A 22,657-nucleotide genomic window follows, 5' to 3' on the forward strand; every position below is an offset into this window, starting at 1 on the left:
GCTAGCTCTCGGCCAGCGCCTGCGCATGCAGCCGCGCATCGAGCGCATAGTAATCCCCTATGAAGCCGCTAATATCGTCCGTCAGGAACGCCTCGTAAGGCGGGGTGCGCGCCGCCATCCAGTCCCCCGGCAGCGCATCGGAGAGATCGCGCGTCGGCGTCCCGCGTGTCTTTTGCGCCGCATTGGTCAGCCCGAGCCGGATCTCGTGCAGATCCTCCGGCAGGCGCTCACGCAGGAAGGCCTCGAAACTCTCGATCTTTTCCAGCGCGAAGAGCCTGTCCCAGCGGCGATTTTGCAGGTAGCTCCACTGTGCCGCCCAGTGGCTGTCCTGCACCTCGCGCGCAGTGGCGTTGATGTAGAAACAGAATTGGCGAAAGCTCAGCCCGCGCTCGACCATCTCCCGGTCCGGCGCGTCTCCCCCCGCGAAGAACGCATAGACCGACCGGGTATGATGGAGCACCGAGTCGTGCATTCGGTTGCGCCCGAACTTGTCGCAATAGCAGCTGACGAGCCGATCGACGGGATCGCGCAGAAGCGCGACCGAGACCCAATCCGGCGCGTGATCAACGCGGGCGCGTGCGGCGAAGGCCCAGTGGCGTGCCTGCATGCGGCTCTGTCCGGAATCGAGCCAGTAATGCGACATGCCCGGCTCGGGTCGTCCATCGCCCACCAACCGCAGAGCCCAATCCTTGACCGAGGTATTGCCGACCTTCGCGATCGGGCAGAACACCGCCCGCGCCGGCGCAATGTAGAGCATCGCGCCATCGTACTGGCTACGATCCTGATCGCGCAGAAGCCGGGCCTTGCGTCGATATTCCTCCGACCCGCGCAACTCCCGCTCGACATCGGCCACGCTCGCGCGCCGCTCTTTCAACGCGGCCTGCGCCCGCGCTTTCGCAGGCCGCCCGAGATAGGCCTGAAACAACGTGTCGATCGCGTCAGGCGTGGCGCGCATTTGCGCGGCCAGTTCCGGATCGTCAAAGGCGACGGGCTGCAGGGATAAATCCGTCATGCGGCGAGACTTTCATAGCGGGGCATCAGAGGCGCGAGCTGCGCGGGCCAGCCATATTGCGCTACGTCTTCGGGGCGGCGCTGCGAGCCGATCGCCCCCGTCATGGCATCGCGCAACAAGCGACGAAACTGCACAGGATCGTCCGCGACATGAACGCCGCTCAGTCCCTCCGCGTCTTCAAACCCGCGCATCGCGGGGCGCATCGCGACGACGGGCTTGCAGGACAAAAGCGCCTCCGCGGTCTTGAGATTGGTGCCGCCTCCCTCGGTGATCGGCAGGCAGATGGCGCGGGCGTGATGCAGAAGACCACTCAAGGTTTCTTCCGCCACCACGCCCAGGGGCGCGACGAATTCCGCGTTCATCTGCGCGTAACGTTCATAGCGGACGTCGGTGGTAATAAGGTGGGTCATCGCCCCCGCGACGGCGAGACGGCTACGCGGCGGAAGGAACCCCGGAATTTCGCCAAAAGACGCCCAATAGCCCGTGGCGTTCGGCGGATGCGCCGAGCCCGCAACGAGTGCGTAAGCCCCATCCAACGGTGCGGGTGGACGCGCCTCGGGATCGGGCGCCCAGCAGCCGTTCGGAGCCACGACGATCGCCGGCGCGCCCTGCTGGCACGCGAAGTGCCGTGCATCGGCCTCGCAGACCGCGATGACCAGATCGGCTGCCGCGACGAGCGCCGCTTCGAGCGCTTCCGCCTGCGCGCGCCAATGTGGGTCGATCAGCGCCGCCTCGACATTATGGGCGGAATAGATGAGTCGGGCGCGGCGCAGGATGGGGTCGCGTTCCAGCGCTTCGGCGAAAAGCGGATAGAGCCAGGGATGCTCGAACTGCACCGCGTCGGGTGCGAAGTCGCGCAACTCGCCGATCAGCCCGGGGATCAATGGATGAGCGGCGAGAGTGTCCGATATATGCAGATCCTCTCGGCGCTGCGGATCGTGGAGACGCGGCAGCAGCGCCATCGGCACCGCCGTACGTTGCTCGTCCGGGGAGCCGTCGGGATAGCCGCGCGTCGAATAGATCGGAACATAGCGAAAGATATGCCCCGCCGCCCGCGCCTGACGCGCGATCGCTGCGACTCGGCGCTGACCGCCATGTAGCGGGCGGTGGATCGGATAATGACCGAAAGCGGCGATCTTCATGCGGCGTCCTCCCGGTAGGTCGTGGCGTTTTCGGAAAGCGCGTAGGATGTGGCGGGACGTGAAGATTTCTCCGACGAGTCCACGTCGAAACCTTCGGTCAACGCCACTCGAAAATCGGCCCATCTATGCGGCTTGAACCGCTCCACATGCGCGCAGGCCGCGCGATAGGCCGCCTCGTCCACCATCAGCGCCTCGGTGCGCGCAAGCCAGCGCTCGCCCTCGAACAGACCGATCGCCTCGGAGGCCCCGCCCCCGGCTTCGATCAGCGCCGGCGCATCCGACGTGAGACAAGGTTTGCCATGCAGCAGCGATTCCACGACAGGCAGGCCCCACCCTTCGTAATGGGAGGGGTAGATGGAGAAGCGACAGTTGCCGTAGAGCACCTGCAACTCGGCATCGTCCACATCGTCGAGGATGCGGATCGCGCCATGCGGCAGGCCGGGATCGGCCCGCACCATCGCGAGCAGCGGGTCGATGGACCAGCCGGGCTGCCCCACCCAGACCAAGGGCAAGACATCGCCGCCGTGCCGCGCACACAGCTCCCGCCAGAGGCGATAGGCGAATGCGTGGTTCTTGCGCGGCTCTTGCGTGCCGACCATGAGGACGTAACGCCCGGGCTCCAGGCTTCGGTGCGCGAAGATTCCCGAGAGATCGTCGGCGGGCGTGGTTCGCGGCAGCGCATCGGCACCGAGGGCAACGACACGCACGTGGGTCGGGTCCAACTCGGGGTAGCCGCAACTGGCGGCGTGGGCGAGCAGATCGCACCGCGTCACCTCTGAATTCGTCCAGATCCGATCCACCCCCCAGAGCATCCAATGCAGCGCGGGCGGAAAAGTCTTGCGCGTAGTGGGTTCGGCGACATGCCCCCAGAGGATCGGGATCAGGTCATGAATGTAGTAGCTCAGCCGCCAGCCGTGGGACTGGCGCATCTCATAGGCCGCGCGGTAGCGCGCATCGCCCCAGAATCCGCCGGCCGAGACATAGTCACTCACTTCCTCGGGCGAAATCCGGTTTCGATCGGCGCAGATCTCGTCATGGACCGTATCGATGAGCCCGTAATGCGCCCGGTGATTGAGCGCATCAAGCGCGCGGATGCGCGGCGCGATAGGCGGAGCGATCCGCTCGAGCCGTACGAGCCAGCGGCGCATCTGGGCATATTCGTCACCGCTCAGCCGCAGCAATTCCTCCGCCGCGGCGCTCTCACGCCGCGCACGAAGTGCAGCTTCGCTTGGTCTTTCGCCCTGCCCCGAGTCGCGTCCGACCGCCCGCAATCTGCGCGAGACTCGCCAGACAAACCGCCCGATCCGCGCCCATGACCGCCAGCGGCGCGGCGCGGTGAGGGCGCGCGCAGGCGCCTCCGGCTGAAAACCGTTGCGAAAGATGACCTCTTCGAAGATCGCCTGAGGGATGCGATAGAACCCGCCACGCGCCTCGTCATAGATCACTGGCACCGTCCGCACGCCGAAGTGCGCGGCAAACGCCCGCCAGACCTCATGTTCCACCCGAAGGATGCCCATGGGGCGCCAATGGCGGAACTGATAGCTCGTGCTGAGATCGATCAGGATCGTCTTGTCGCGCATCGCGCCCCTCCATGGCCAGTTCTTGACCCGACTCGAGCTATAGCGTGCTGCAAGTTCACGTCCGGTTAATGCGCATTCATCCCATCCGACGCCTTGAAGCGCCCTGATCTTCCCCCTATATTCCAAAGCGTTCCCGGCAACGGGGACTATGGGCATAAACGCGCATGTAATAAGCGGATCGGACCCGGGGGCGGTACCCGGCGGCTCCACCAATCAACCCTCGTTGGGGGAGAATGGGGCCGAAATAGGATCGACGAACGTGTAAAGATGTTTGCTTTGTCCCGGTGAGCCACCACCGTTATCGGTGCAAATTGTACAGTTGCCAACGACAACCGTGCTCCGGTCGCTCTGGCTGCATAAGCAGCTCGGGTAACCGAAACTTAACTCCTTGCGCTTAGCCGCGTAAGGCGGGGCCCGCAGGAGCCTTGCAACAGAATCCTGCATTTCTTCCCCCCTTTGTTCATTCGATCACCGTAAACCGGTTTGATATTCGTGGCTGCAATGCTGGCCCGAAAGGATCGGCTGGACGAGATCGACGGGTTGTTTGACGCGGATGCCTTGACCAAAGGACTGATCTCTGGGCTCGAGATTCGACCGGAGGTTTTCGGCGAACGGGTGCCGGCGTTGCGGGCGCATTTACACGGAATTCAGATAGACGTGCTGCGCCATGTCGAATGCGGCGAATGGCTCTGAACGCTTCTGAAAGTCGCGGGAAAATCCGCGCAGACCGCGCGTTCGGTGGGGTTTACCGGACAATTGGCCATGCGATTTCGCGGAGAAAAAATCGTGGAAGCTTACAACACTTACGACGTGATCGCGCTGTTCGAGGGCTTGGAACTGATGTCCCCGACACGGTCGCGCTCTGCCTATCCGGGGAGATGCTGGAGTAAGCAGAAACGCTACCCCGTCTCGCCTCTAGGATGCAAAGGCATCGATCGCGGCGAGGCTGGCGCGTCCCCGCAAAGTCGCGCTTCGCGCTCCCTCGCCCGCCTTGCGGCCCGCCAAGAATCCCCTATGCTTGAGGCCGAGAAGAAAGGGACTTGGCCATGACGCAATCCATTGATTACGGAAACCTGATGCATCACGCGATGCGCGGGCTGATCCAGACAGTGCTGAGCGACATCGCGGCGAATGGCCTGCCCGGTGAACACCACTTTTTCATCACCTTCGATACCCGTCATCCCGACGCCGAACTCGCCGATTGGCTGCGCGAACGGTACCCCGAGGAAATGACGATCGTCATCCAGAATTGGTATGACAATTTCGAAGTGGGCGAGGACGGTTTCTCGATCACGCTGAACTTCGGCAATTCGCCCGAGCCGCTCTATGTGCCGCTCGACGCGATCACCACCTTCGTCGATCCCTCGGTAGAGTTCGGCCTGCGTTTCGAGACGCAGGAATATGACGACGAAGACGAGTTCGAAGAGGAAGAGGTGGCCGAGGAAGAAGAGGCGCCCCCCGCCGCGCGTGGCGAGGCCGAGGTCGTGAGCCTCGATCAATTCCGCAAGTAACCCGGTGGCGTCGGAGCCTCCGGACCGCGAAGCGCTTCTGTCGCTTTATCGCGGCTATCTGACTTGCCTGAACGAACAGGACTGGGCGCGTCTCGGTGATTTCGTGCATCCCGAGGTCACTCATAATGCGCGCCCGCTTGGCCTCGCGGGCTACCGGGAGATGCTCGAGGGTGACCATCGCGCGATCCCCGACCTTCATTTCGATGCGGAAACACTTGCGGCCGATCCGCCAGTGATCGCAGCACGGCTGCGCTTCGACTGCACGCCCGTGGGACTGCTCTTCGATCTGCCGGTGAACGGCCGCCGCGTGAGGTTCGACGAGCATGTCTTCTATCGCGTTGCAGATGGCCGCATCCGCGAGGTGCATTCGCTGATCGACCGGGATGCGATCGCCGCACAGATCTGAGAGCCGCCCCAAGTATACCTCCGTATACCGTTGCAAAATTCCTTCGCGGGCCCTATCAGTGCGTGCGAAAGATTGCGCGCAATCATGGAGGCCCAGATGACCGCGACCCGCACCGAAACCGACAGCTTCGGCCCGCTTGAAGTTCCTGCAGACAAATATTGGGGCGCGCAGACGCAGCGCTCGATCATGAACTTCCCGATCGGATGGGAGCGCCAGCCGGTCCCGATCATCCGCGCGCTCGGCGTGATCAAGAAAGCCTGCGCGATGGCCAACAAGGCGCAGGGCAAGCTGGACGCGAAGATCGCCGATGCGATCATCGAGGCGGCCGGCGAAGTGATCGAAGGCAAGTTCGACGACAACTTCCCCCTCGTGGTCTGGCAGACCGGATCGGGTACGCAGTCGAACATGAACGCCAACGAGGTGATCTCGAACCGCGCGATCGAAATTCTGGGCGGCGAGATGGGCTCGAAAGACCCGGTCCACCCGAACGATCACTGCAACATGGGGCAGTCCTCGAACGACACCTTCCCGACCGCGATGCATGTCGGGATCGCGATGCAGGCGCGCGACGTGCTGCTGCCCGGTCTGCGCAAACTGCACGCGGCGCTGGAAGCCAAGTCCGAGGACTTCAAGGACATCATCAAAATTGGCCGCACCCACACGCAGGACGCGACGCCGCTGACCCTCGGCCAGGAATTCTCCGGCTACGCCCATCAGGTGAAGAAGGGAATCGAGCGCGTCGAAGCCTCACTCGGCGACATCTACGAACTGGCCCAAGGCGGCACCGCCGTCGGCACCGGTCTGAACACCCAAGTCGGTTGGGCCGAGACGGTGGCGGCGAATATGGCCGAGATTACCGACCTGCCCTTCGTCACCGCGCCGAACAAGTTCGAAGCGCTCGCCGCGCATGACGCGATGGTCATGTTCTCGGGCGCGCTGAAAACCGTGGCCGCCTCGCTCTTCAAGATCGCCAACGACATCCGCCTGCTGGGCTCTGGCCCGCGCTGCGGCCTGGGGGAGCTGATCCTGCCGGAAAACGAGCCGGGCTCCTCGATCATGCCGGGCAAGGTGAACCCGACGCAGGCCGAAGCGCTGACCATGGTCTGCGCCCATGTCATGGGCAATGACGCGGCCATCGGTTTCGCCGGCTCGCAAGGCCATTTCGAGCTCAACGTCTACAACCCGATGATGAGCTACAACGTGCTGCAATCCATGCAGCTTCTGGGCGACAGCGCCTCGGCCTTCACCGACAACATGGTTGCCGGCATCGAGGCCAACGAGCCGCGCATCGAGAAGCTGCTGCACGAGTCGCTGATGCTGGTCACCGCGCTCGCGCCGACGATCGGCTACGACAACGCGACCAAGGTCGCGAAGACCGCGCATAAGAACGGCACCACGTTGAAGGAGGAGGCGATCAAGCTTGGCTTCGTCGACGAGGAAACCTTCGACAAGGTCGTCCGCCCCGAGCAGATGATCGGCCCGAAAGCCTGATCCAGCTTTCATGAATCACTAAGGGCGGCCCCGGTGGCCGCCCTTTTTTCATTGGGGGGCTCTGCCCCCGCGCTTTCAGCGCTCCCCCGGGATATTTCGGCAAGCCCGATGCAGCTCTGTCCGTTCGGGCTTGTCTAAATATCCCGGGGTGAATGCCGAAGGCAGAGGGGCAGCGCCCCTGCCCGGCCCGCAGTTCTCAGGCAAGATGAAGATGTACGCGGCGGTTCATCTTGCCCTTCTTCTCGATCTTGCCGAGCCGGAGGCCACCGATCTCGCCGGTCGAGGCGACATGGGTGCCGCCGCAGGGCTGCAGGTCGATGCGGTCGGCAGCTTCGCCGATCGCGACCAGCCGCACCCAGCCCTGCCCCTTGGGCGGCGCGACCGAGAGCGTCTTGACCAGCTCTGGCTGCGCCTCGAGTTCGGCATCGGTGATCCAATGCTCGACCACTTTCAGGTCTTGCGCGACCCAATCGTTCAGCTGCCGTTCGATCGCTTCCAGATCTTCAGGCCTCTCCGGCATATCGAAATCGAGCCGCCCCTTGTCGGACCCGATCTGTCCGCCCGTCACCGGCAGCGGGATCGCGACCGACAGCAGATGTAGCGCGGTATGGACGCGCATGTGGCGGTGGCGGCGTTCCCAGTCGAGATGCTGCTGCACCTGAGCACCGACAGGCGGCAGGGGCTGCGGCTCGGCGGGCACGAGGATCACCGCGCCGGGCGCGCCGGATTCGGCCTTCACGGTGGTCGCGATCTCGATCTCTCCGCCGTCCCAGACCAGCTTGCCGCTATCCCCCGGTTGGCCGCCGCCGGTCGGGTAGAAGATCGAATCCGCGCAATAGATGCCGCCTTCGTCGGTCAGTCCGGTCACCCGAACTTCGAGATCGCGGGCATAGGGGTGGATACGGTAGCTTTGCTGCTGCGATTGTTTAACGGTCTCCTGCATCGGCCTCTCCATCGGAACTGTCGTGGCGCTGTTGTTCTAACCCTTCCGGACCTTCGCCGGGTTGGGGCTTGCCATACTCGGCGCGGCTGACGGGGCGCTTGGAGGCGGTGTCGTCACTGTCCTCCGACCCCTTGTCCTCGGCCTTGTCGGATTGCGCCTCGGCGTCGTCCTTACTGGGCCGCAGCACCTCGGGGTTGCGCAACCAGACGTCGCGCTGTGCGAAGGGAATCTCGATCCCGGCCTCGGCGAAGCGTTGATTGATCTCGTGGTTCATCTCGCTCTGGACACGGAGTATGAAGTTCACGTCCGAGAGGATCACGCGCACCTCGAAATCGAGGCTGTCCGCGCCGAAGCCCTTGAAGATCACGACAGGCTCGGGGTTCATCATCACCAGCGACTGGTTCGCGGCCACCTCGTGCAGGATGGTCTCAACCTTGCGGGTGTCGGTGCCATAGGCCACGCCGACCGGCACGATCAGGCGCCCCGTGACATTGCCGCGCGTCCAGTTCGTCACCTGCCCCGAGATCAGGTCCGCATTGGGCACGATGACTTCGGTGCGATCGAAGGTCTCGATCCGGGTGGAGCGCACGGAGATCGCCTTCACGATTCCCATCTGGCCGTTGACCTCGATCCAGTCGCCTTCGGAGATCGGGCGCTCGATCAGCAGGATGATGCCCGAGACGAAGTTCTGCACGATGGTCTGCAGACCGAAACCGACACCGACAGAGAGCGCACCGGCGACGATGGCGAGCGAGCTGAGGTCGATCCCGGCCGAGGAAATCGCGATCACCGCGGCGAGGAAGATGCCGAAATAGCCAAGGCCCGAGACGATGGCGTTCTGCCCGCCCTTGTCGATCTTGGTCTTCGGCAGAAGCGAGGTTTTCAGCGCCCCTTGCAGGAGCCGGGTAACCATCAGGCCGATCACGAAGACGATCGCGAAGGTCAGGAAAATGCCAGGCGAGATCGTGACGCCGCTGACCGAGACACCGTTCTGGAAACGCGTCCACATCTCGGCCAGATCGGCCGGGCGCGCGCCCCAGATCAGAGCTGCGGGCGGCATCGCGAGCAGGCCAAGCAGGAAGCCGATCAGCGCCGGGATCAGAGAGTCGCGCCCGTCGTCCTCGCGCCGGGCGACCAGCACATAGACATCGGTAAAGAACTGGTTGAGCACCAGGAGCAGCGCGATCAGCCCCAGCGTCAGGATGGTCGGGAAGATCAGCGCGTTGGCGGCGTTGATATAGCCGATACCGCCCAGAACCGGCGCGACCACCGCGACCGCGATCAGCGCATTGCCGAGCGCCCCCACGAGCCGGTCGCGGAACGCGCCCTCCTCGGAGCCGGAGGTCTCGTTGCGCAGGTGGCGCCGCAGCAGTTGCCCGAAGCGGAATAGCGCGATCGCGGCGAGAACCTGCAGCGGAAAGACCAAGACGCCGAAACCGGCATCGAGCGTATGCCCCGCCGCATCGATCTCTTCGGCCGTTTTCGCGCTTCCCTCGATCACATCCTGCCCGCGCGCGACGAGCCAATCGCCGAACGGGCCCTGGATCGCCGCGAAAACCGCCAGCGAGATCGTCAGCAACCGGCCTTCGCGGCGACGCTCGCTTTGCAGGGTGAAGGGCGCGACTTGCCGGTCGTTGCGCGGGAAGATGCGGCCCGAGAGCCAGAAGGCGACGAAGGCCGCGCTCAGCACCACGCCGATCGCTATGAGCAGCTCCATCCATCGCGAGCCGAAGAGTTCGGTCTGAACCAGCGCAGCTTCGAGCAGCACGATCCCCGCGATCGGCAGCAGGAGCTGCCCCAGCGAGACGATGAAATCGATCACCCTCTGCGCATTGCGCGCCAGCCGCGCCTCGAGCACATCGGCCAGCTTGTCGATCCATGTCCGGCCGCGCGCCACCAGAAGCAGCGCCACCAACAGCAAGCCCACGATCGCGGGCGCGTTGTTGCGCGCACTGGCATAGGGATCGGTGTCATTGAGCTGCTGGCCCATCTCCGAGGCAAGCTCGGAGGTCAGTTCCGACAGCACTTTCAGCCCCTCGGGCCAGTTTATCGGGTTCAGCGGCGAGGGTGTGAGCCGCAACAGCTTGTCAGTCTGCCGCGCGCGCAGAAGCTGGTCGATATTGGCAACGATGGAATCCGCGCGGCTCGCGGCCTCGGTCGCGCGCAACCCCGGCGATTGCAGCTGCGCCAACTCGTCGTTGAGCTTCTTGCGCCGGTCGGCGATCGCCTTGTCCTCGCTCTGGCCCTCCTTCGGCGGAGGTCCGAGCGCTTCGATCTGCGCCTTGACGGTCGAGATCTGGCTGGCGTTGATATCCTCGGCCGCCTTGAATTTCTCGCGCCAGTTGACGACCTCCTGCCGGATCTTGTCGAATTCCTGGCGCTGCGCCTTGTCGGCCTGCACCATCTGCTCGGCTTCGGTCGCGGTTTTTTCCCACGCCTTGTAATCCGGCGGCTCGGGGCTTTGTGCAAAGAGGATCCCCGGAAGCGCCAGCGCGACGGCCAGCAATAGCAGACGCGCCAGACGCAGGATCATCCCTCGAACACCTCCGGCATCTCACGCGGGGCCCGGTCGAGCCATTCCGGCACAGGCAGACCCTTGCCCTTGAGGAAGTCGGGGTTGAAGAGCTTCGACTGGTAGCGGTTGCCGTAGTCGCACAGCACCGTCACGATCGTGTGGCCGGGGCCAAGCTCGCGCGCCATATGCATCGCGCCCGCGATATTGATGCCCGAGGAGCCGCCCAAGCAGAGGCCTTCTTCCTGCAGCAGGTCGAACACCACCGGCAGCGCTTCGCTATCGGGGATGTTGAAGCTCATATCCGGGGTGAAGCCCTCGAGATTGGCGGTGATCCGCCCCTGCCCGATGCCTTCGGTGATCGACGAGCCCTCGGATTTGAACTCGCCGGTCGTGTAATAGCTGTGCAGCGCCGCGCCATCGGGATCGGCGAGGCCGATCTTCACGCCCTTGGGCTGCAGCGCCATGCCGGTGCCCGCGAGCGTGCCGCCCGAGCCCACCGCGCAGATGAAGCCGTCGACCTTGCCGCCGGTCTGATCCCAGATTTCGGGGCCGGTCGTTTCGATATGAGCCTGCCGGTTCGCGGTATTGTCGAACTGGTTGGCCCAGATCGCGCCATGCGGATCGGTCTTGGCCAGTTCCTTCGCCAGCCGCTCGGAATAGCGCACGTAGTTGTTGGGGTTGCGATAGGGCGCGGCCGGGACCTGCACCAGCTCGGCGCCGGCCAGCCTCAGCATGTCCTTCTTTTCCTGGCTCTGCGTCTCGGGGATCACGATCACCGAGCGAAAGCCCATCGACGCGCCCACGAGCGCGAGGCCGATGCCGGTGTTGCCCGCCGTGCCTTCGACGATCGTGCCACCGGGTGCGAGCTCGCCGCGCTGGATCGCGTCGCGGATGATGTAGAGCGCCGCGCGGTCTTTCACCGATTGGCCGGGATTGAGGAATTCCGCCTTGCCGAGGATCGTGCAGCCGGTCTCTTCCGATGCCTTCCTGAGCTTGATGAGCGGGGTATTTCCCACCGCCGACGCCAGATCGCTGCAGATACGCATCGCGCTTTCCTCCCGTATCGAGTTGCCCGTCACCGGGCCGTTGAAGCCAGACTTAGGACGCGGCGCGCGCCACCTCAACCCCGCGATTACGCGACGCCCGCCATCCGCTGCAGTGCGGCGCGCTGCCCGGCGAGCCAGAGTGCGAGCACGACAAGCGGCGCATTGCCCGCCTCGCCGGTCGCCACCAGCGTCATCAGACGCTCGAACGGCACCAGATGAGCGCGGATATCTTCATGCTCATCGGCCTTGCCGCCAAGCTGCGCAGCCTCGTCAGGAAGATCGGCGATCCCTATATAGGAATAGACGAATTCGCTCTTGGCTCCCGGCGACGGATAGTAGCGCGGGGCCTCGATGAGGCGCGCAATCGTGATGCCCGCCTCTTCCCCCGCCTCGCGCAGCGCCGCTTCCTCGGGGGTCTCGCCGGGATCGACCCGGCCCGCGATCGCCTCGATCATCCACGGGTTCGGCTCACCGCGGGCCAGCGGCCCGGTGCGGATCTGTTCGATCAGCATCACCCGGTCGCGCACCGGATCATAAGGCAAAACGACGCTCGCATCGCCCGAAACGAAGGCCGCCCGGTCGAGCTTGGCGCTCATGCCTCCGGCAAAGAGCCGGTGTTCGAGCTTGTAATCTTCGACGGCGAAAAACTTAGCATAGGCAGTCTGTTGCGCGTCGATCTTGATGTCGCCATCCTGCAGGTCGCGGCGCAGGTCCTGCGCCATCGGGGCAGCGCGCGCCCGCAGGATGGAGGCCGCGCGCACGAGGATCGCATGATAGCGCGCATTGGCGGCGTCGGGCCCGACGGCCTGCGCTTCGGCGATGAACAGGCGCGCGGCTTCGGTCTTCAGCGCTGCCCATTTCGGCGCCCAGTCGCCGAGCGTCCACTCCGCGCCGACCTCCCAGCGATCAGCCTGCGGCAGCCAGAGCTTCGCGTCGCGAGACCCCGCCCCGGTTTCCAGCTCACGAATTTCGGCGTCGTAACCATCCTCGTACCACGCGATGCGCTCCGCCTCGGCCTCGGTCAGATCGGCCACGACCCCGCGCGTCACCGCCCCCGGCGTTTCGATCAGGATCGGAAAGCCCAGACCCTGCCCCTCGCGGCAGGCCTCGTACGGCGCGAAACCTTCCAGCCGTGCCGGAACGAGCTGCGGCACACGTCCGATCACCGCCTCCAGCAGTGGCGGATGACAAAGCGTTCCGTAAAAGAAATGTGGTTGCATGAGCATCCCCGCAGCTTGGCGCATCATGCGCTTCAACCTGCAAGGCAAGCGCGCGATGTCAAGCCAAGGGTGCGGCCCGCGCGGTGTTCAGCGCCCGTAGCGGCGATAGGCGAACTCCGACAGCAGGCCCGCGCCCATCGCGCCCAGACCGAGCGTGATGACCGGCGTCACCCCCAGCGAGGCCACCCCGATCGCGACACCCTGCCCGATGACATCGGTCACGGCGGAGAGCACGTCGTCATAGCGCATCCGCAGTGCCAGCTTCAGCATCTGGATTGTGCCGAGGAAGAAGAAGGTCCACATCAGGACATAGATCCCGCCGCGCAGCCCGTCATTGATTGCATCGACCCAACGCCGTCCCTCCGACACGCCCACCACGCGCCAACCAACCAGAAGCCCGAAGGAGCCCATGATCAGGCCCAGCTCTTTCGCGCCATCGACCCCGGCTGGAATCGCAGGCATGATCTGTTGGGCGGCGAAGAACCCCGTCGCCCCGAGCGCGAGCGCCGCGAAAAGTTTCGCGAGGGTCGGGATTTGCGCCTGCGACTTGCGCACTGCGATACGTTGCATCATTGCCGGGCCTCCATCTCGAAACCGATCCGGTCTGAGGGTGATCCCTACTGGTTAACGCGCGATTACGGCGAAACTATGAAAGACTGACGTAAGGTAATTCGACATCAAGAAGGCCATCACGAAGGACGCATTTGTCCGGTCGCGTCGCTCGCTTTCACACGTCAGGCCCCCGCGCCGCCCAATGCATCCCGCGCCGAATGATCTCGGTCACCTGCTCGACCTTCAGATCGTCGAGCGTGTGCCCGATCGAGCAATAGAAGATCCGCCCCTTGTCCCAGCGCCGCTTCCACACGACCGGAATCACCGTGCCCTCGATCCACCACAGGTGATCGCCCGAGAAGGTCGTCGTCGCGAGCACCTCGTTGCTCGGATCGGTAAGCATATAATACTGCTCGGATTTCAGCCGGAAGCTGCGGATGCCCTTCACGATCGGATCTGCGGGGCGGCAGATCGTGACGTCGTAATCGACGTAATCGTCGGTCGGCACAAGGTTGTCCGGCCAGCCCGGTGGATGGGCGACGAACTGCCCGCCGATCAGGAAGTGGTAGGTCGGGCGGTCGCGGAAGGCATCGCCCATATGGCCGTGCCAGCCCGCCAGCCCACAGCCGCCGGCAACCAGCTTGAGAAGCCCGTCCTCCTCCGCCTTGGTCATGTTTCCGAATTCCGGCTGGTGCGCGGAGCGGGCGGACGACCAGATCGGCACGATCAGGTCGCAATCAGCCATCTTCTCGGGTTCGGCAAGGGGCGCGAGCGTGTCATGCACCACCACCTCGAAGCCCTCGCCCTCCAGCAGGTCGCGGCACCAGTCTGCGAATTCGGTCGGCGCGTGGCCTTCCCAGCCTCCGACGAAGAGAACGGCTTTCATTATTTATCCTTTCGCGTGAAATCGACCATCGAAGCCATGTCGCGCGCCCCTCGGCCCGCAGCTTCGGCGGCGCGCAGCCGCTCCAGCACCACCTCGCCCTGCGGCAGCGCGACGCCAAGCTGCGCGGCCAATGCCTGCGTGACCTCCATATCCTTGCGCGCCAGCGCCACTGTGAAACTGACCGGGTGGGCCGCCTCGTCCAGATAAAGCGGCTTGCGGTAGCTCAGCATCGGCGCGGCGGCGGCCGAAGCCTCGATCGCGGCAAAGGCCGTGCTTGTGTCGATGCCTGCCGCGTCGGTGAGGCTCAGCGCCTCGGCGAGGGTCTGGTTGAGGCTGTGGATCAGCATGTTCACGGCGAGCTTCATCACCGCGCCGTCGCCCACATTGCCCAGACAGATCACCGTCTTGCCCATCGCGTCGAGCGCGGGGCGCAGCGGCGCCGCCTGATCCTCGGTGCAGCCCGCCATGATCATCAGGCTCGCCGCCTCGGCCGCGGCTGTGGAGCCCGAGACCGGCGCGTCGATCACCTGCCAGCCTGCGGGGGCCTCGCCCGCGAGATCAGCGATATGTTCGGGGCTCATCGTGCCCATCTCAAGCACCGTCAGCGGACCGGACGCGGCGAAGAGACCGTCCTCTCCCAGATGCACGGCGGAGGACGCCGCGTCGTCGGAGAGCATCGTCACCACCAGTTCCGTCCGCTCCGCCAGGGCGCGCGGGGTGGCGGCCACCCCTGCCCCGGTCTCGGCGGCGAAGGTCTCGGCGCGTTCCGGAGAGCGGTTCCAGACCGTCACCTCGTGCCCGGTCGCGATCAGGTTGCGCGCCATCGGCGCACCCATCCGCCCGAGCCCCGCAAACCCGATCCGCATCACGCGACCTGTTCTTGCTCGATCCCGGAAATCGCGGCGACGAGGCTGTCCTCGGTCACTTCCTCGACGGTGAAGCGGCGCATCACGCGGCCATGATACATCGCGAGGATGCGGTCCGAGACATGAAGCACTTCGGGCATCTCCGAAGAAATCACGATCACCGCGTAGCCCGAGCGGGCAAGCTCGCGGATCAGGTCGTGGATCTCGGATTTCGAGCCCACGTCGATGCCGCGCGTTGGCTCGTCCACGATCAGGATGCGCGGATGCATCGCGAGCCATTTGCCGATCACGATCTTCTGCTGGTTGCCGCCCGAGAGATTGCCGACCGCCTGCCGCCAGCTGGGAGTCTTGATCTTCAGCGTATCGCGATACTGGTCGAAGATCGCGATCTCGGCCCCGTCCGACACGAACGGCCCCGAGGTCAGATCGCCCACCTGCGGCAGGGTGATGTTGTCGCGGCAGTTCATGCCAAGCACCAGCCCCTGTTCCTTGCGGCTTTCGGGCACCAGCGAGATGCCTTTCGTGATCGCGTCGGCGGGCGAGTGGATCGAGGTCTCCTTGCCGTCGATCTCGATCGTGCCGGCGGTGGGACGGCGCAGGCCGAACAGCGTCTCGGCGATCTCGGTGCGCCCCGCGCCCACAAGACCGTAGAAGCCCAGCACCTCACCCTCGCGCAGCTCGAAGCTGACATCCTGGAACAGCTTGCCGCAGCTCAGCCCCTCCACCTTCAGGGCGACGTCACCGGTCTTCACCTCGGCATGCTGGCGGCGCGACAGGTCGAGCGAGCGCCCGATCATCAGCTGGATTACCTCGTCCTCGGTGGTGTCGCCGGCGACCAGCGTCCCGCGATAGCCGCCATCGCGCAGCACCGAGATCCGGTCGGCCAGCGTGAATATCTCGTCCATTCGGTGCGAAATGTAGACGATGCCAACGCCGCGCGCCTTCAGGTCGTTGATGATCTCGAACAGCACCACCTTCTCGGCATCGGTCAGCGAGGCGGTCGGTTCGTCGAAGATCACGACCTTCGCATCTACCGTCAGCGCGCGGGCGATCTCCACCATCTGCTGGTTGGCGATGGAGAGTGCGCCCACCCGGTCCTTCGGGCCGAAGCCGCAATTGAGGCGTTTGAGGATTTCCTCCGACTTGGCGAAGAGCGTCTTCCAGTCGACCCGGCCAAGGCTCCGGCGCGGGAGTTCACCTAGATAGATGTTCTCGGCGACCGTCATCTCCTCGGCCAGCGACAGCTCCTGGTGGATCAGCACCACGCCGCGCCGTTTTGCCTCGAGGGGCGTACGCATCGTGACCGGTTTGCCCTCGATCTCGATCGTGCCCTCGTCGGGTTGATACATCCCGGCGAGCACCTTCATCAGGGTGGATTTGCCCGCACCGTTTTCGCCCAGCAGCGCGTGGACCTCGCCTGCGCGGACGTCGAATGTCACGTCGTCCAGTGCGCGCACACCGGGAAAGGTCTTGACGATCCCCTTGAGTTGCAGCGCGGGGGTCTTGGTTTCAGCAGCGTCGCTCATACCCGAAGCTCCTCTTTGCCCTTGCGGTTGAGCTGCTTGTCGAGCAGCAGCACGGCGATCAGGATCGTCCCGAGGATCACCAGCACGTAGAAAGCGGGCACCTGCATCAGGTTCATCCCGTTGCGCAGGATGCCGATGGCGAGCACGCCGCCCAGCGTGCCGATGATATTGCCCGCACCGCCGTTCAGCTTGGTGCCGCCAAGCACGACCGAGGTGATGACCCACAGTTCGTAATTCGTGCCGAGGTTCGGCGTCGCCGCGCCCATCTGCGAGGACAGCGTGACCCCTGCGAGCGCCGCGAAGAAGCCGACGATCATGAAGTTGATCAGCATGTGCGGCCCCACGCGGATCCCCGCATTCACCGCTGCTGCCCGGTTGCCCCCCACCGCGTAGGTGTTACGGCCATGCACGGTGCGCGCAAGTAGCAGATGCACCACTACCGTGCAGACGAGGAATAACACCGCCAGCGTCGGCAACGGTCCGAGATTGCTCGACCCGAAATCCGAGAAGGAGAAGTTCATCGCGAAGAAGGACTGTTCCTTGGTGTAGACGAAGACGAGCCCGCGCACGCCAAGCATCGCGCCCAGCGTCACGATGAAGGCATCGACCCCCGTTTTCCAGACGATGAACCCGTTGAGCGCGCCAAGGGCGGTGCCCGCTACCAGCGCCGCGATCACGGCGGGCAGGAGCGCCCAGTTGCCCCAGGCCGAGAACATATCCCAGCCCTGAATGTCGACGCAGAGGCTCGCCGCGAGGGCGACGACCGCACCGACGCTCAGGTCGATATTGCCGTTGATCATCACCAGCGTCATGCCGAGCGCGATCAGGCCGATGGTCGAGGTCTGCACGAGGATGTTCTGGAAGTTCTGCACCGCGAAGAAATATGGGTTCGCGAAGCTGAAGAACACGAAGATCAGAACGATGAAGCCCCATATCGGGTTGGCTGCGAGCCAACGCACGGGCGATTTGATAACGGTATCCGCCATTGTCTCCTCCTCAGGCGATCGGGGAAAGCAGCCGGCCACGCTTGGCCGCGATGTCGAGCCAGACCGCGAGGATGATCACCACCCACGTCACCAGCCACTGCACGTAATATTCGAAGCCCATCAGCAGCAGGCCGTTCTGGATGAAGCCGAGGATCAGCACGCCGATCACCGTCTTCCAGATCGTGCCCGAGCCGCCCAGCAGCGACGTTCCGCCGAGGATCACGCCCGCCAGCACCTGCAGCTCGTAGCCTTGGCCCACGTTGTTCTGCGAGCCCATCACCCGGCTGCCGAGGATGATCGCGGCGATGGCGACGCCGGTGGCCGAGATCAGGTAGGTCAGGAACACCACGCGCGAGCGCCGCACGCCCGAGAACACCGCCGCCGTGGCGTTGCCGCCGGTGGCGTAGATGCGCCGTCCGAAGGGGGTGTAGGCCATCGTCAGGTGCAGCACGATCGCGCAGATCCCGAAGATCACGATGGGCGTCGGGATATCGAAGATCGAGCCGCGCCCGAAAATCTTGAACCAGGTCTGATCCTGATTGACGATATCGACGTTCTTGCCGCCCGAATAAATCAGCGTGAGGCCCTGTATCGCCGAGAGCATACCGAGGGTCACGATCAGCGAATTCAGCCGCGCGACGCCGACGAGCAAACCGTTCACCGCGCCGAGCGCCAGAGTGGCGACCAGCATCACACCAATCGCCGGTGCCGGGCCGATCTTGTCATGCAGATCGACCACCAGGACGGTCGAGAAGGACAGCATCGAGCCCACCGACAGATCGAGATTGCCGCCGATCACCACCACCGTCACGCCTAGCGCCATGACCCCGATGATCGCCGAGGAGCGTATCACCGAGAAGAGGTTCTCCGGCGACAGGAACCGATCCGAAAAGATCGAGAATCCGATCAGGAACAGAGCGAAGGCCACCAGGATGCCCTGCCGCGCCAGCACGCCGGCGATCGTTTTCCACCTGTCTCGGTTCATTCCACTCCCCCTGCTGTCACGCGCCACGCGCGCCGTGTGCGGGCTGCTTGCGGCAGCCGGCTTCTCCACATGCGAATTCGCCATTTTCTCCTCCCGTCGGGCAGCCTCCTCGCTGCCGCTGACGGCGGGTCAGACCAGTGTCATACCGCCGTCGATCATCACGATCTGTCCCGTCATGTAGTCACTGTCGGGCGAGGCGAGGAACGTCGTGGTTCCCGTGATATCGGCAGGTCGTGCGACCCGTCCGCGCAGGATGCCCGAGGCGAACTCCTCCATCGCCTGCCCGGGCGCCTGCGCCGCGCCGATCTCCATCAGGTCGCGATCGACCTCTTCCCACATCTCCGTCGCCACCACGCCCGGCGCGAAACCTGTCACGGTGATATCGTGCTTCGCAAGATCGCGCGCGCCTGATTGCGTCAGCGAAACCACCGCCCATTTCGAGGCGCAATAGGGCGCCACGTTGTCAAAGCCCTGACGGCTCGCGATCGAAGCGGTGTTGATGATCTTGCCACCACCGCCCTGCGCGATCATCTGATGGGCCGCTTCCTGCATCCCGATCAGAGTGCCGAGCCCATTGATATCCATGATGAAATGCCAATTATCTTCGGTCACGTCGAGGAAGTTCATCGGGCGATTGACGCCCGCATTGTTGAACACCACGTCGACCCGGCCGAATTCCGCAGCGACCTTCTGCATCATCGCGCGCACTTCGTCACGCTTGGTCACGTTCACCTGCGCCGACATCACCCGGCCACCCGCAGCTTCCGCGCGCGCCGCATTCTCCGTCGCAAGTTCGGCGACCCGCTCACCGTTGAGATCGGCGAAACAGACATCCGCCCCCTCATCCAGCAAAGCCTCGGCAATCGCGCGTCCAATACCGCGCGCAGCACCCGTCACGAGACAGACCCGTCCAGTTACGCGTCCCATCGAATTCTCCGTTTTTCCTGCAATAAGGTGGGCATGGGTCGCCCCGTGAGCTTGACCCATGCCCTGGGGAGGAGAGATCAGAAGGCAGGCTTCTTGAACTGGTCCATATTCTCCTGGGTGATCTGGGGCGTCTTGAAGTAGTTCATCTTCGGAACGTCCTTGCCCTGGATCACGTCGATCGCGGTCTGAAGCGCGTTCTTCGCATCGTCGATCGGCGACTGGTAAACCGAGCCGTAATACTCGCCCTTCTTCATCGCCTCGTAGCCGACCGCGAAGTTGGTGGCGCCGACGAACTTGATGTCCTTGGCACGACCCGCAGCCTTGGCGGCGTTGAGCGCACCGACGCCCATGTTGTCATCGGCCGCATAGACGCCGTCGATCTTCGGATATTTCACGAGAAAATCTTCCATGACGCGCTGCGACTTCTCGCGGTTCCAGTCGCCAGGCTGGGTGTCCATGATCTTCACGTCGGGGCAGGCTTTGGCCAGCTCGTCCTCGAAGCCCTTCTGGCGTTCGATCGCGGTGGTGTAGCCGGGCTTGCCCGAGATCTGCACGATGTCACCCTTGCCGTTGAGCCCGGTGCACATCATGTCCGCGGCTTCCTTGCCCTGCTCGATATTGTTCGGGCCCGAGAAGGCGGCGATGAAGGGCATGCCCTGCTCGGCGATGTTGGAGTTGGTGATGATGACCGGGATGCCCGCGTCATGCGCCTTCTTGACCGCCGGGACCACGGCCTTGCCGTTGGTCGGCCAGACGATGATCGCCTGCACTTTCTGCTGCACGAGATCCTGGATCTGCGCGATCTGGCGCGCCACGTCGCCGCCCGCATCGAGCACGACCGCATCGACGTCGGGATTGGCCGCCGCCGCCTCCTTGAAGGCCTTCTCATAGGTGGTCTGGTAGCTGTCCACCCCGACGTTGTTCTGCGTAATGCCGATCTTCATCTGTTCGGCCCATGCACCGCCGGCAAGCGCGAGCGTTGCGACTGCGGTGGTTCCGGCGACGAGCGCCTTCATCGATCTTTTCATCATTATCCTCCCATGATGTTTCAGTCCGGCCGTTGGTCAGCCGTGGCACCCACCCCCTCCTGAGTGTCTGCCATGCAGCCCGAATCCTCCGGCGGCACATCCTGATCATTCCGACAGCGGCCCCGGCTTTCGCCCGCCAACTTATCCATTTTGAACATCGTTACATCCATAATGGATATTTTTGCTAAGGTGAACGATCCTCGATCTGGACATCTTTCGGAGGACTTCATGGCGAAGCAACCAAAACCACAGCTCGGACACAGACGCGTGACCAAACTCGATCCGCAAAATATCCAACATGGACATACCGGCGCCCCGGCGCCGTCCGCGTCCGTCGTTCAGGATCGGGACACCGCGCTGTCGATGATCGACCTGCTCGAGTCTCTTGCCGACGAGATCGATTCCACGCTCGCGCTCTCCACCCCAAACCCGTATCTCGCGATGGCCGCCCATCTGGTGCGCTGCCATCTGGAGGGCAAGATCGTCACGCCCTCCTCGCTCGTCGCGGCTTCGGGCGTGCCCTACGCGACGGCGATGCGCAAACTCTCGGACATGATCGATGCCGGGATGATCGAGCAACGCCCGCGCACTCGCTCTGGCAAGACCGTTTCGCTTCATGCCAGCACGCAGCTGCTGACGAACTGGGGACAGCTTTCCGATCGCGTCGCGCGTCTGGCCCGCAAGCACCTCGCCGACTCCGACGGGGGCGAGCGCGACTATTACTTCGGCGGCACCTACCTCGCCGGTCATTCGATTGCTCCGCCCTCGGTGCTGCCCGAACCGATCACCGTGCCGGGCGGCCTGCGCGTTCTGGTTCATGGCGATCCGACCTTCATGGTGATGGAGAACCTCAAGCGCCAGTTTGAACATATCGTGGGTACATCGATCTCGCAGCGGGCCTTCTCGATCGACCGGCTGCACGAAGAGACGCTGCGCAATGCCACCCGCAAGACCAGCCATTACGACATCATCGCCGTCGACCTGCCGTGGATCGGGGAATTCGCGAAGAAAGGGCTGTTGATGCCGCTCGACGAGGTGATGGATATCTCGCGCCTCGATCCGAGCGATTTCCATACTGCGGGCTGGCGTGGCGCGCATTGGGAGGGCCGCCCCTATGGCGTGCCCAGCCAGACCACGCCGGAACTGCTGTTCTACCGCAAGGATCTGTTCGCCGAAGCCGGGCTGAAGCCACCGTCCACGACCGATCTCGTGCTCAAGGCCGCGCGGCATTTCCACGACCCATCGCATGGCCGCTACGGCATCGCGTGGAACGCCGCGCGCGGCACCGCGCTGGGGCACACCTTCATCATGGCGATGGCCGATTTCGGCCAGCCGGTCGTCAATCTCGACCCGATCGCGGGCGGGTTCGACGCCGATCATCTCGATCGCGACGATTTCGTTGCGCAGTTCGACACCCCCGCGACCGAGGCGGCTGCAGAGTACCTGCTGCAACTGATGAGCGTCTCGCCGCCCGACATCCTGTCGATGTCCTGGTACGAGCGCGTGCGCCCCTACGCGGCGGGCAAGGTCGCGATGGCCTATGGCTATACGCTGCTCGCGCCGTATTTCGAACTCGACGCGAATTCGCCCGCGCATGACACGACCGGCTATCTTCCGCATCCGACAGGGCTTGGCGCGAAGCCGGTGGCGCCTGTGGGCGGATACGTGCTCGCGATCCCGGCCAATCTACCCGAGGAGCGGCGCGCCGCCGCGGCAGAGGCGCTGATCGCCTTCACCTCGCCCGCGGCGCAGAAACTGTACGTGCTCAACGGCAGCCGCACGGTGCCGCGCTACTCGGTCGGCGCCGATCCGCAGGTGCAGCATCTCTCGCCGATCTTCGAGGCGGTGGACGCGATGTCCTGGCGCGACGAGCTGCAATTCTGGCCGCGCCCGCCGCTGCCGAACATCTGCGAGCTGATCGAGATCTGCGGGCAGGAAATTCACGACATGCTGCGCGGGGTCACCACCCCGCGCGAGGCACTCGGCAAGGTCCAGATTCGGGCCGACCGGGTGCTGAGGACAGGTTCAAGTTAGG

At 64.3% G+C, this 22,657-nt stretch carries 20 protein-coding genes and 1 other RNA gene; 6 read left to right on the top strand and 15 right to left on the bottom strand.

Going from position 1 to position 22,657, the window contains the following annotated elements; all coding sequences use genetic code 11:
• Nucleotide 1: 1 nt before the first annotated feature.
• From B6V76_RS02770 to B6V76_RS02780, 3 genes are read right to left on the bottom strand one after another with little or no spacing between them, the layout of a single operon-like run.
• A complete protein-coding gene (locus tag B6V76_RS02770; protein WP_088726596.1) occupies nucleotides 2-1,012 on the bottom strand; it encodes a sulfotransferase family 2 domain-containing protein in 1,011 nt (336 codons plus the stop codon).
• Entirely contained in the window at nucleotides 1,009-2,154 is a 1,146-nt protein-coding gene (locus B6V76_RS02775) for a glycosyltransferase (RefSeq protein ID WP_166504524.1), read from the bottom strand. Before B6V76_RS02775 ends, B6V76_RS02770 begins: the two co-directional genes overlap by 4 nt.
• Nucleotides 2,151-3,734 carry a glycosyltransferase gene (locus B6V76_RS02780; protein WP_088726598.1) on the bottom strand — a complete coding sequence of 528 codons (1,584 nt, stop codon included), beginning with the start codon at nucleotides 3,732-3,734 and terminating at the stop codon, nucleotides 2,151-2,153. Before B6V76_RS02780 ends, B6V76_RS02775 begins: the two co-directional genes overlap by 4 nt.
• Before the next feature lie 89 nt (nucleotides 3,735-3,823).
• Here B6V76_RS02780 and ssrA point away from each other — a divergent pair.
• The 5 genes from ssrA (at nucleotide 3,824) to fumC (ending at nucleotide 7,142) form a co-directional block, all read left to right on the top strand.
• Nucleotides 3,824-4,179, top strand: a transfer-messenger RNA (tmRNA) gene (gene ssrA / locus B6V76_RS02785).
• A 47-nt stretch (nucleotides 4,180-4,226) separates the two neighbouring features.
• A complete protein-coding gene (locus B6V76_RS02790) occupies nucleotides 4,227-4,427 on the top strand; it encodes a hypothetical protein (RefSeq protein WP_141104869.1) in 201 nt (66 codons plus the stop codon).
• A gap of 353 nt (nucleotides 4,428-4,780) precedes the next feature.
• The gene (locus tag B6V76_RS02795) at nucleotides 4,781-5,245 is read left to right on the top strand and encodes a ClpXP protease specificity-enhancing factor SspB (protein ID WP_088726600.1); all 465 of its coding nucleotides are present in this window, start codon (nucleotides 4,781-4,783) and stop codon (nucleotides 5,243-5,245) included.
• A 4-nt stretch (nucleotides 5,246-5,249) separates the two neighbouring features.
• Nucleotides 5,250-5,651 carry an ester cyclase gene (locus tag B6V76_RS02800; RefSeq protein WP_088726601.1) on the top strand — a complete coding sequence of 134 codons (402 nt, stop codon included), beginning with the start codon at nucleotides 5,250-5,252 and terminating at the stop codon, nucleotides 5,649-5,651.
• A 96-nt stretch (nucleotides 5,652-5,747) separates the two neighbouring features.
• The gene (gene fumC / locus B6V76_RS02805; protein WP_075776620.1) at nucleotides 5,748-7,142 is read left to right on the top strand and encodes a class II fumarate hydratase; all 1,395 of its coding nucleotides are present in this window, start codon (nucleotides 5,748-5,750) and stop codon (nucleotides 7,140-7,142) included.
• Between the two features lie 196 nt (nucleotides 7,143-7,338).
• On the opposite strand, the gene B6V76_RS02810 is transcribed toward fumC, so the two are convergent.
• From B6V76_RS02810 to B6V76_RS02865, 12 genes are all read right to left on the bottom strand, one after another.
• Nucleotides 7,339-8,085 (bottom strand): alanyl-tRNA editing protein, encoded by a 747-nt coding sequence (locus B6V76_RS02810; protein WP_088726602.1) that lies wholly within the window; start codon nucleotides 8,083-8,085, stop codon nucleotides 7,339-7,341.
• Complete coding sequence (locus B6V76_RS02815) at nucleotides 8,069-10,618, bottom strand: DUF3772 domain-containing protein (protein WP_088726603.1); 2,550 nt, start codon at nucleotides 10,616-10,618, stop codon at nucleotides 8,069-8,071. The genes B6V76_RS02810 and B6V76_RS02815 overlap by 17 nt, the downstream gene beginning before the upstream one ends.
• Nucleotides 10,615-11,646 carry a cysteine synthase A gene (locus B6V76_RS02820; protein WP_088718678.1) on the bottom strand — a complete coding sequence of 344 codons (1,032 nt, stop codon included), beginning with the start codon at nucleotides 11,644-11,646 and terminating at the stop codon, nucleotides 10,615-10,617. Before B6V76_RS02820 ends, B6V76_RS02815 begins: the two co-directional genes overlap by 4 nt.
• A gap of 86 nt (nucleotides 11,647-11,732) precedes the next feature.
• Nucleotides 11,733-12,866, bottom strand: coding sequence for an NUDIX domain-containing protein (locus tag B6V76_RS02825; protein WP_166504525.1), 1,134 nt, complete (start codon nucleotides 12,864-12,866; stop codon nucleotides 11,733-11,735).
• Between the two features lie 87 nt (nucleotides 12,867-12,953).
• Nucleotides 12,954-13,439 carry a TrgA family protein gene (locus B6V76_RS02830; protein WP_088726605.1) on the bottom strand — a complete coding sequence of 162 codons (486 nt, stop codon included), beginning with the start codon at nucleotides 13,437-13,439 and terminating at the stop codon, nucleotides 12,954-12,956.
• Nucleotides 13,440-13,593: 154 nt separating this feature from the next.
• Nucleotides 13,594-14,304, bottom strand: coding sequence for a ThuA domain-containing protein (locus B6V76_RS02835; protein WP_088718681.1), 711 nt, complete (start codon nucleotides 14,302-14,304; stop codon nucleotides 13,594-13,596).
• Nucleotides 14,304-15,170 (bottom strand): NAD(P)-dependent oxidoreductase, encoded by an 867-nt coding sequence (locus B6V76_RS02840; RefSeq protein WP_088726606.1) that lies wholly within the window; start codon nucleotides 15,168-15,170, stop codon nucleotides 14,304-14,306. Before B6V76_RS02840 ends, B6V76_RS02835 begins: the two co-directional genes overlap by 1 nt.
• Complete coding sequence (locus tag B6V76_RS02845) at nucleotides 15,170-16,696, bottom strand: sugar ABC transporter ATP-binding protein (protein ID WP_088726607.1); 1,527 nt, start codon at nucleotides 16,694-16,696, stop codon at nucleotides 15,170-15,172. The genes B6V76_RS02840 and B6V76_RS02845 overlap by 1 nt, the downstream gene beginning before the upstream one ends.
• Nucleotides 16,693-17,682, bottom strand: coding sequence for an ABC transporter permease (locus B6V76_RS02850; RefSeq protein WP_088718684.1), 990 nt, complete (start codon nucleotides 17,680-17,682; stop codon nucleotides 16,693-16,695). The genes B6V76_RS02845 and B6V76_RS02850 overlap by 4 nt, the downstream gene beginning before the upstream one ends.
• 10 nt (nucleotides 17,683-17,692) lie before the next feature.
• The gene (locus B6V76_RS02855) at nucleotides 17,693-18,667 is read right to left on the bottom strand and encodes an ABC transporter permease (protein WP_075776524.1); all 975 of its coding nucleotides are present in this window, start codon (nucleotides 18,665-18,667) and stop codon (nucleotides 17,693-17,695) included.
• A 129-nt stretch (nucleotides 18,668-18,796) separates the two neighbouring features.
• Nucleotides 18,797-19,594 carry an SDR family oxidoreductase gene (locus tag B6V76_RS02860; protein WP_075776525.1) on the bottom strand — a complete coding sequence of 266 codons (798 nt, stop codon included), beginning with the start codon at nucleotides 19,592-19,594 and terminating at the stop codon, nucleotides 18,797-18,799.
• A gap of 77 nt (nucleotides 19,595-19,671) precedes the next feature.
• Nucleotides 19,672-20,622 (bottom strand): sugar ABC transporter substrate-binding protein, encoded by a 951-nt coding sequence (locus tag B6V76_RS02865; protein WP_075776621.1) that lies wholly within the window; start codon nucleotides 20,620-20,622, stop codon nucleotides 19,672-19,674.
• Between the two features lie 228 nt (nucleotides 20,623-20,850).
• Between B6V76_RS02865 and B6V76_RS02870 the strand changes: the two genes are divergently transcribed.
• Nucleotides 20,851-22,656, top strand: coding sequence for an extracellular solute-binding protein (locus B6V76_RS02870; RefSeq protein WP_088726608.1), 1,806 nt, complete (start codon nucleotides 20,851-20,853; stop codon nucleotides 22,654-22,656).
• Nucleotide 22,657 lies beyond the last annotated feature (1 nt).

This window comes from Thioclava sp. IC9 (genome assembly GCF_002213225.1).
Taxonomy (GTDB): domain Bacteria; phylum Pseudomonadota; class Alphaproteobacteria; order Rhodobacterales; family Rhodobacteraceae; genus Thioclava; species Thioclava nitratireducens.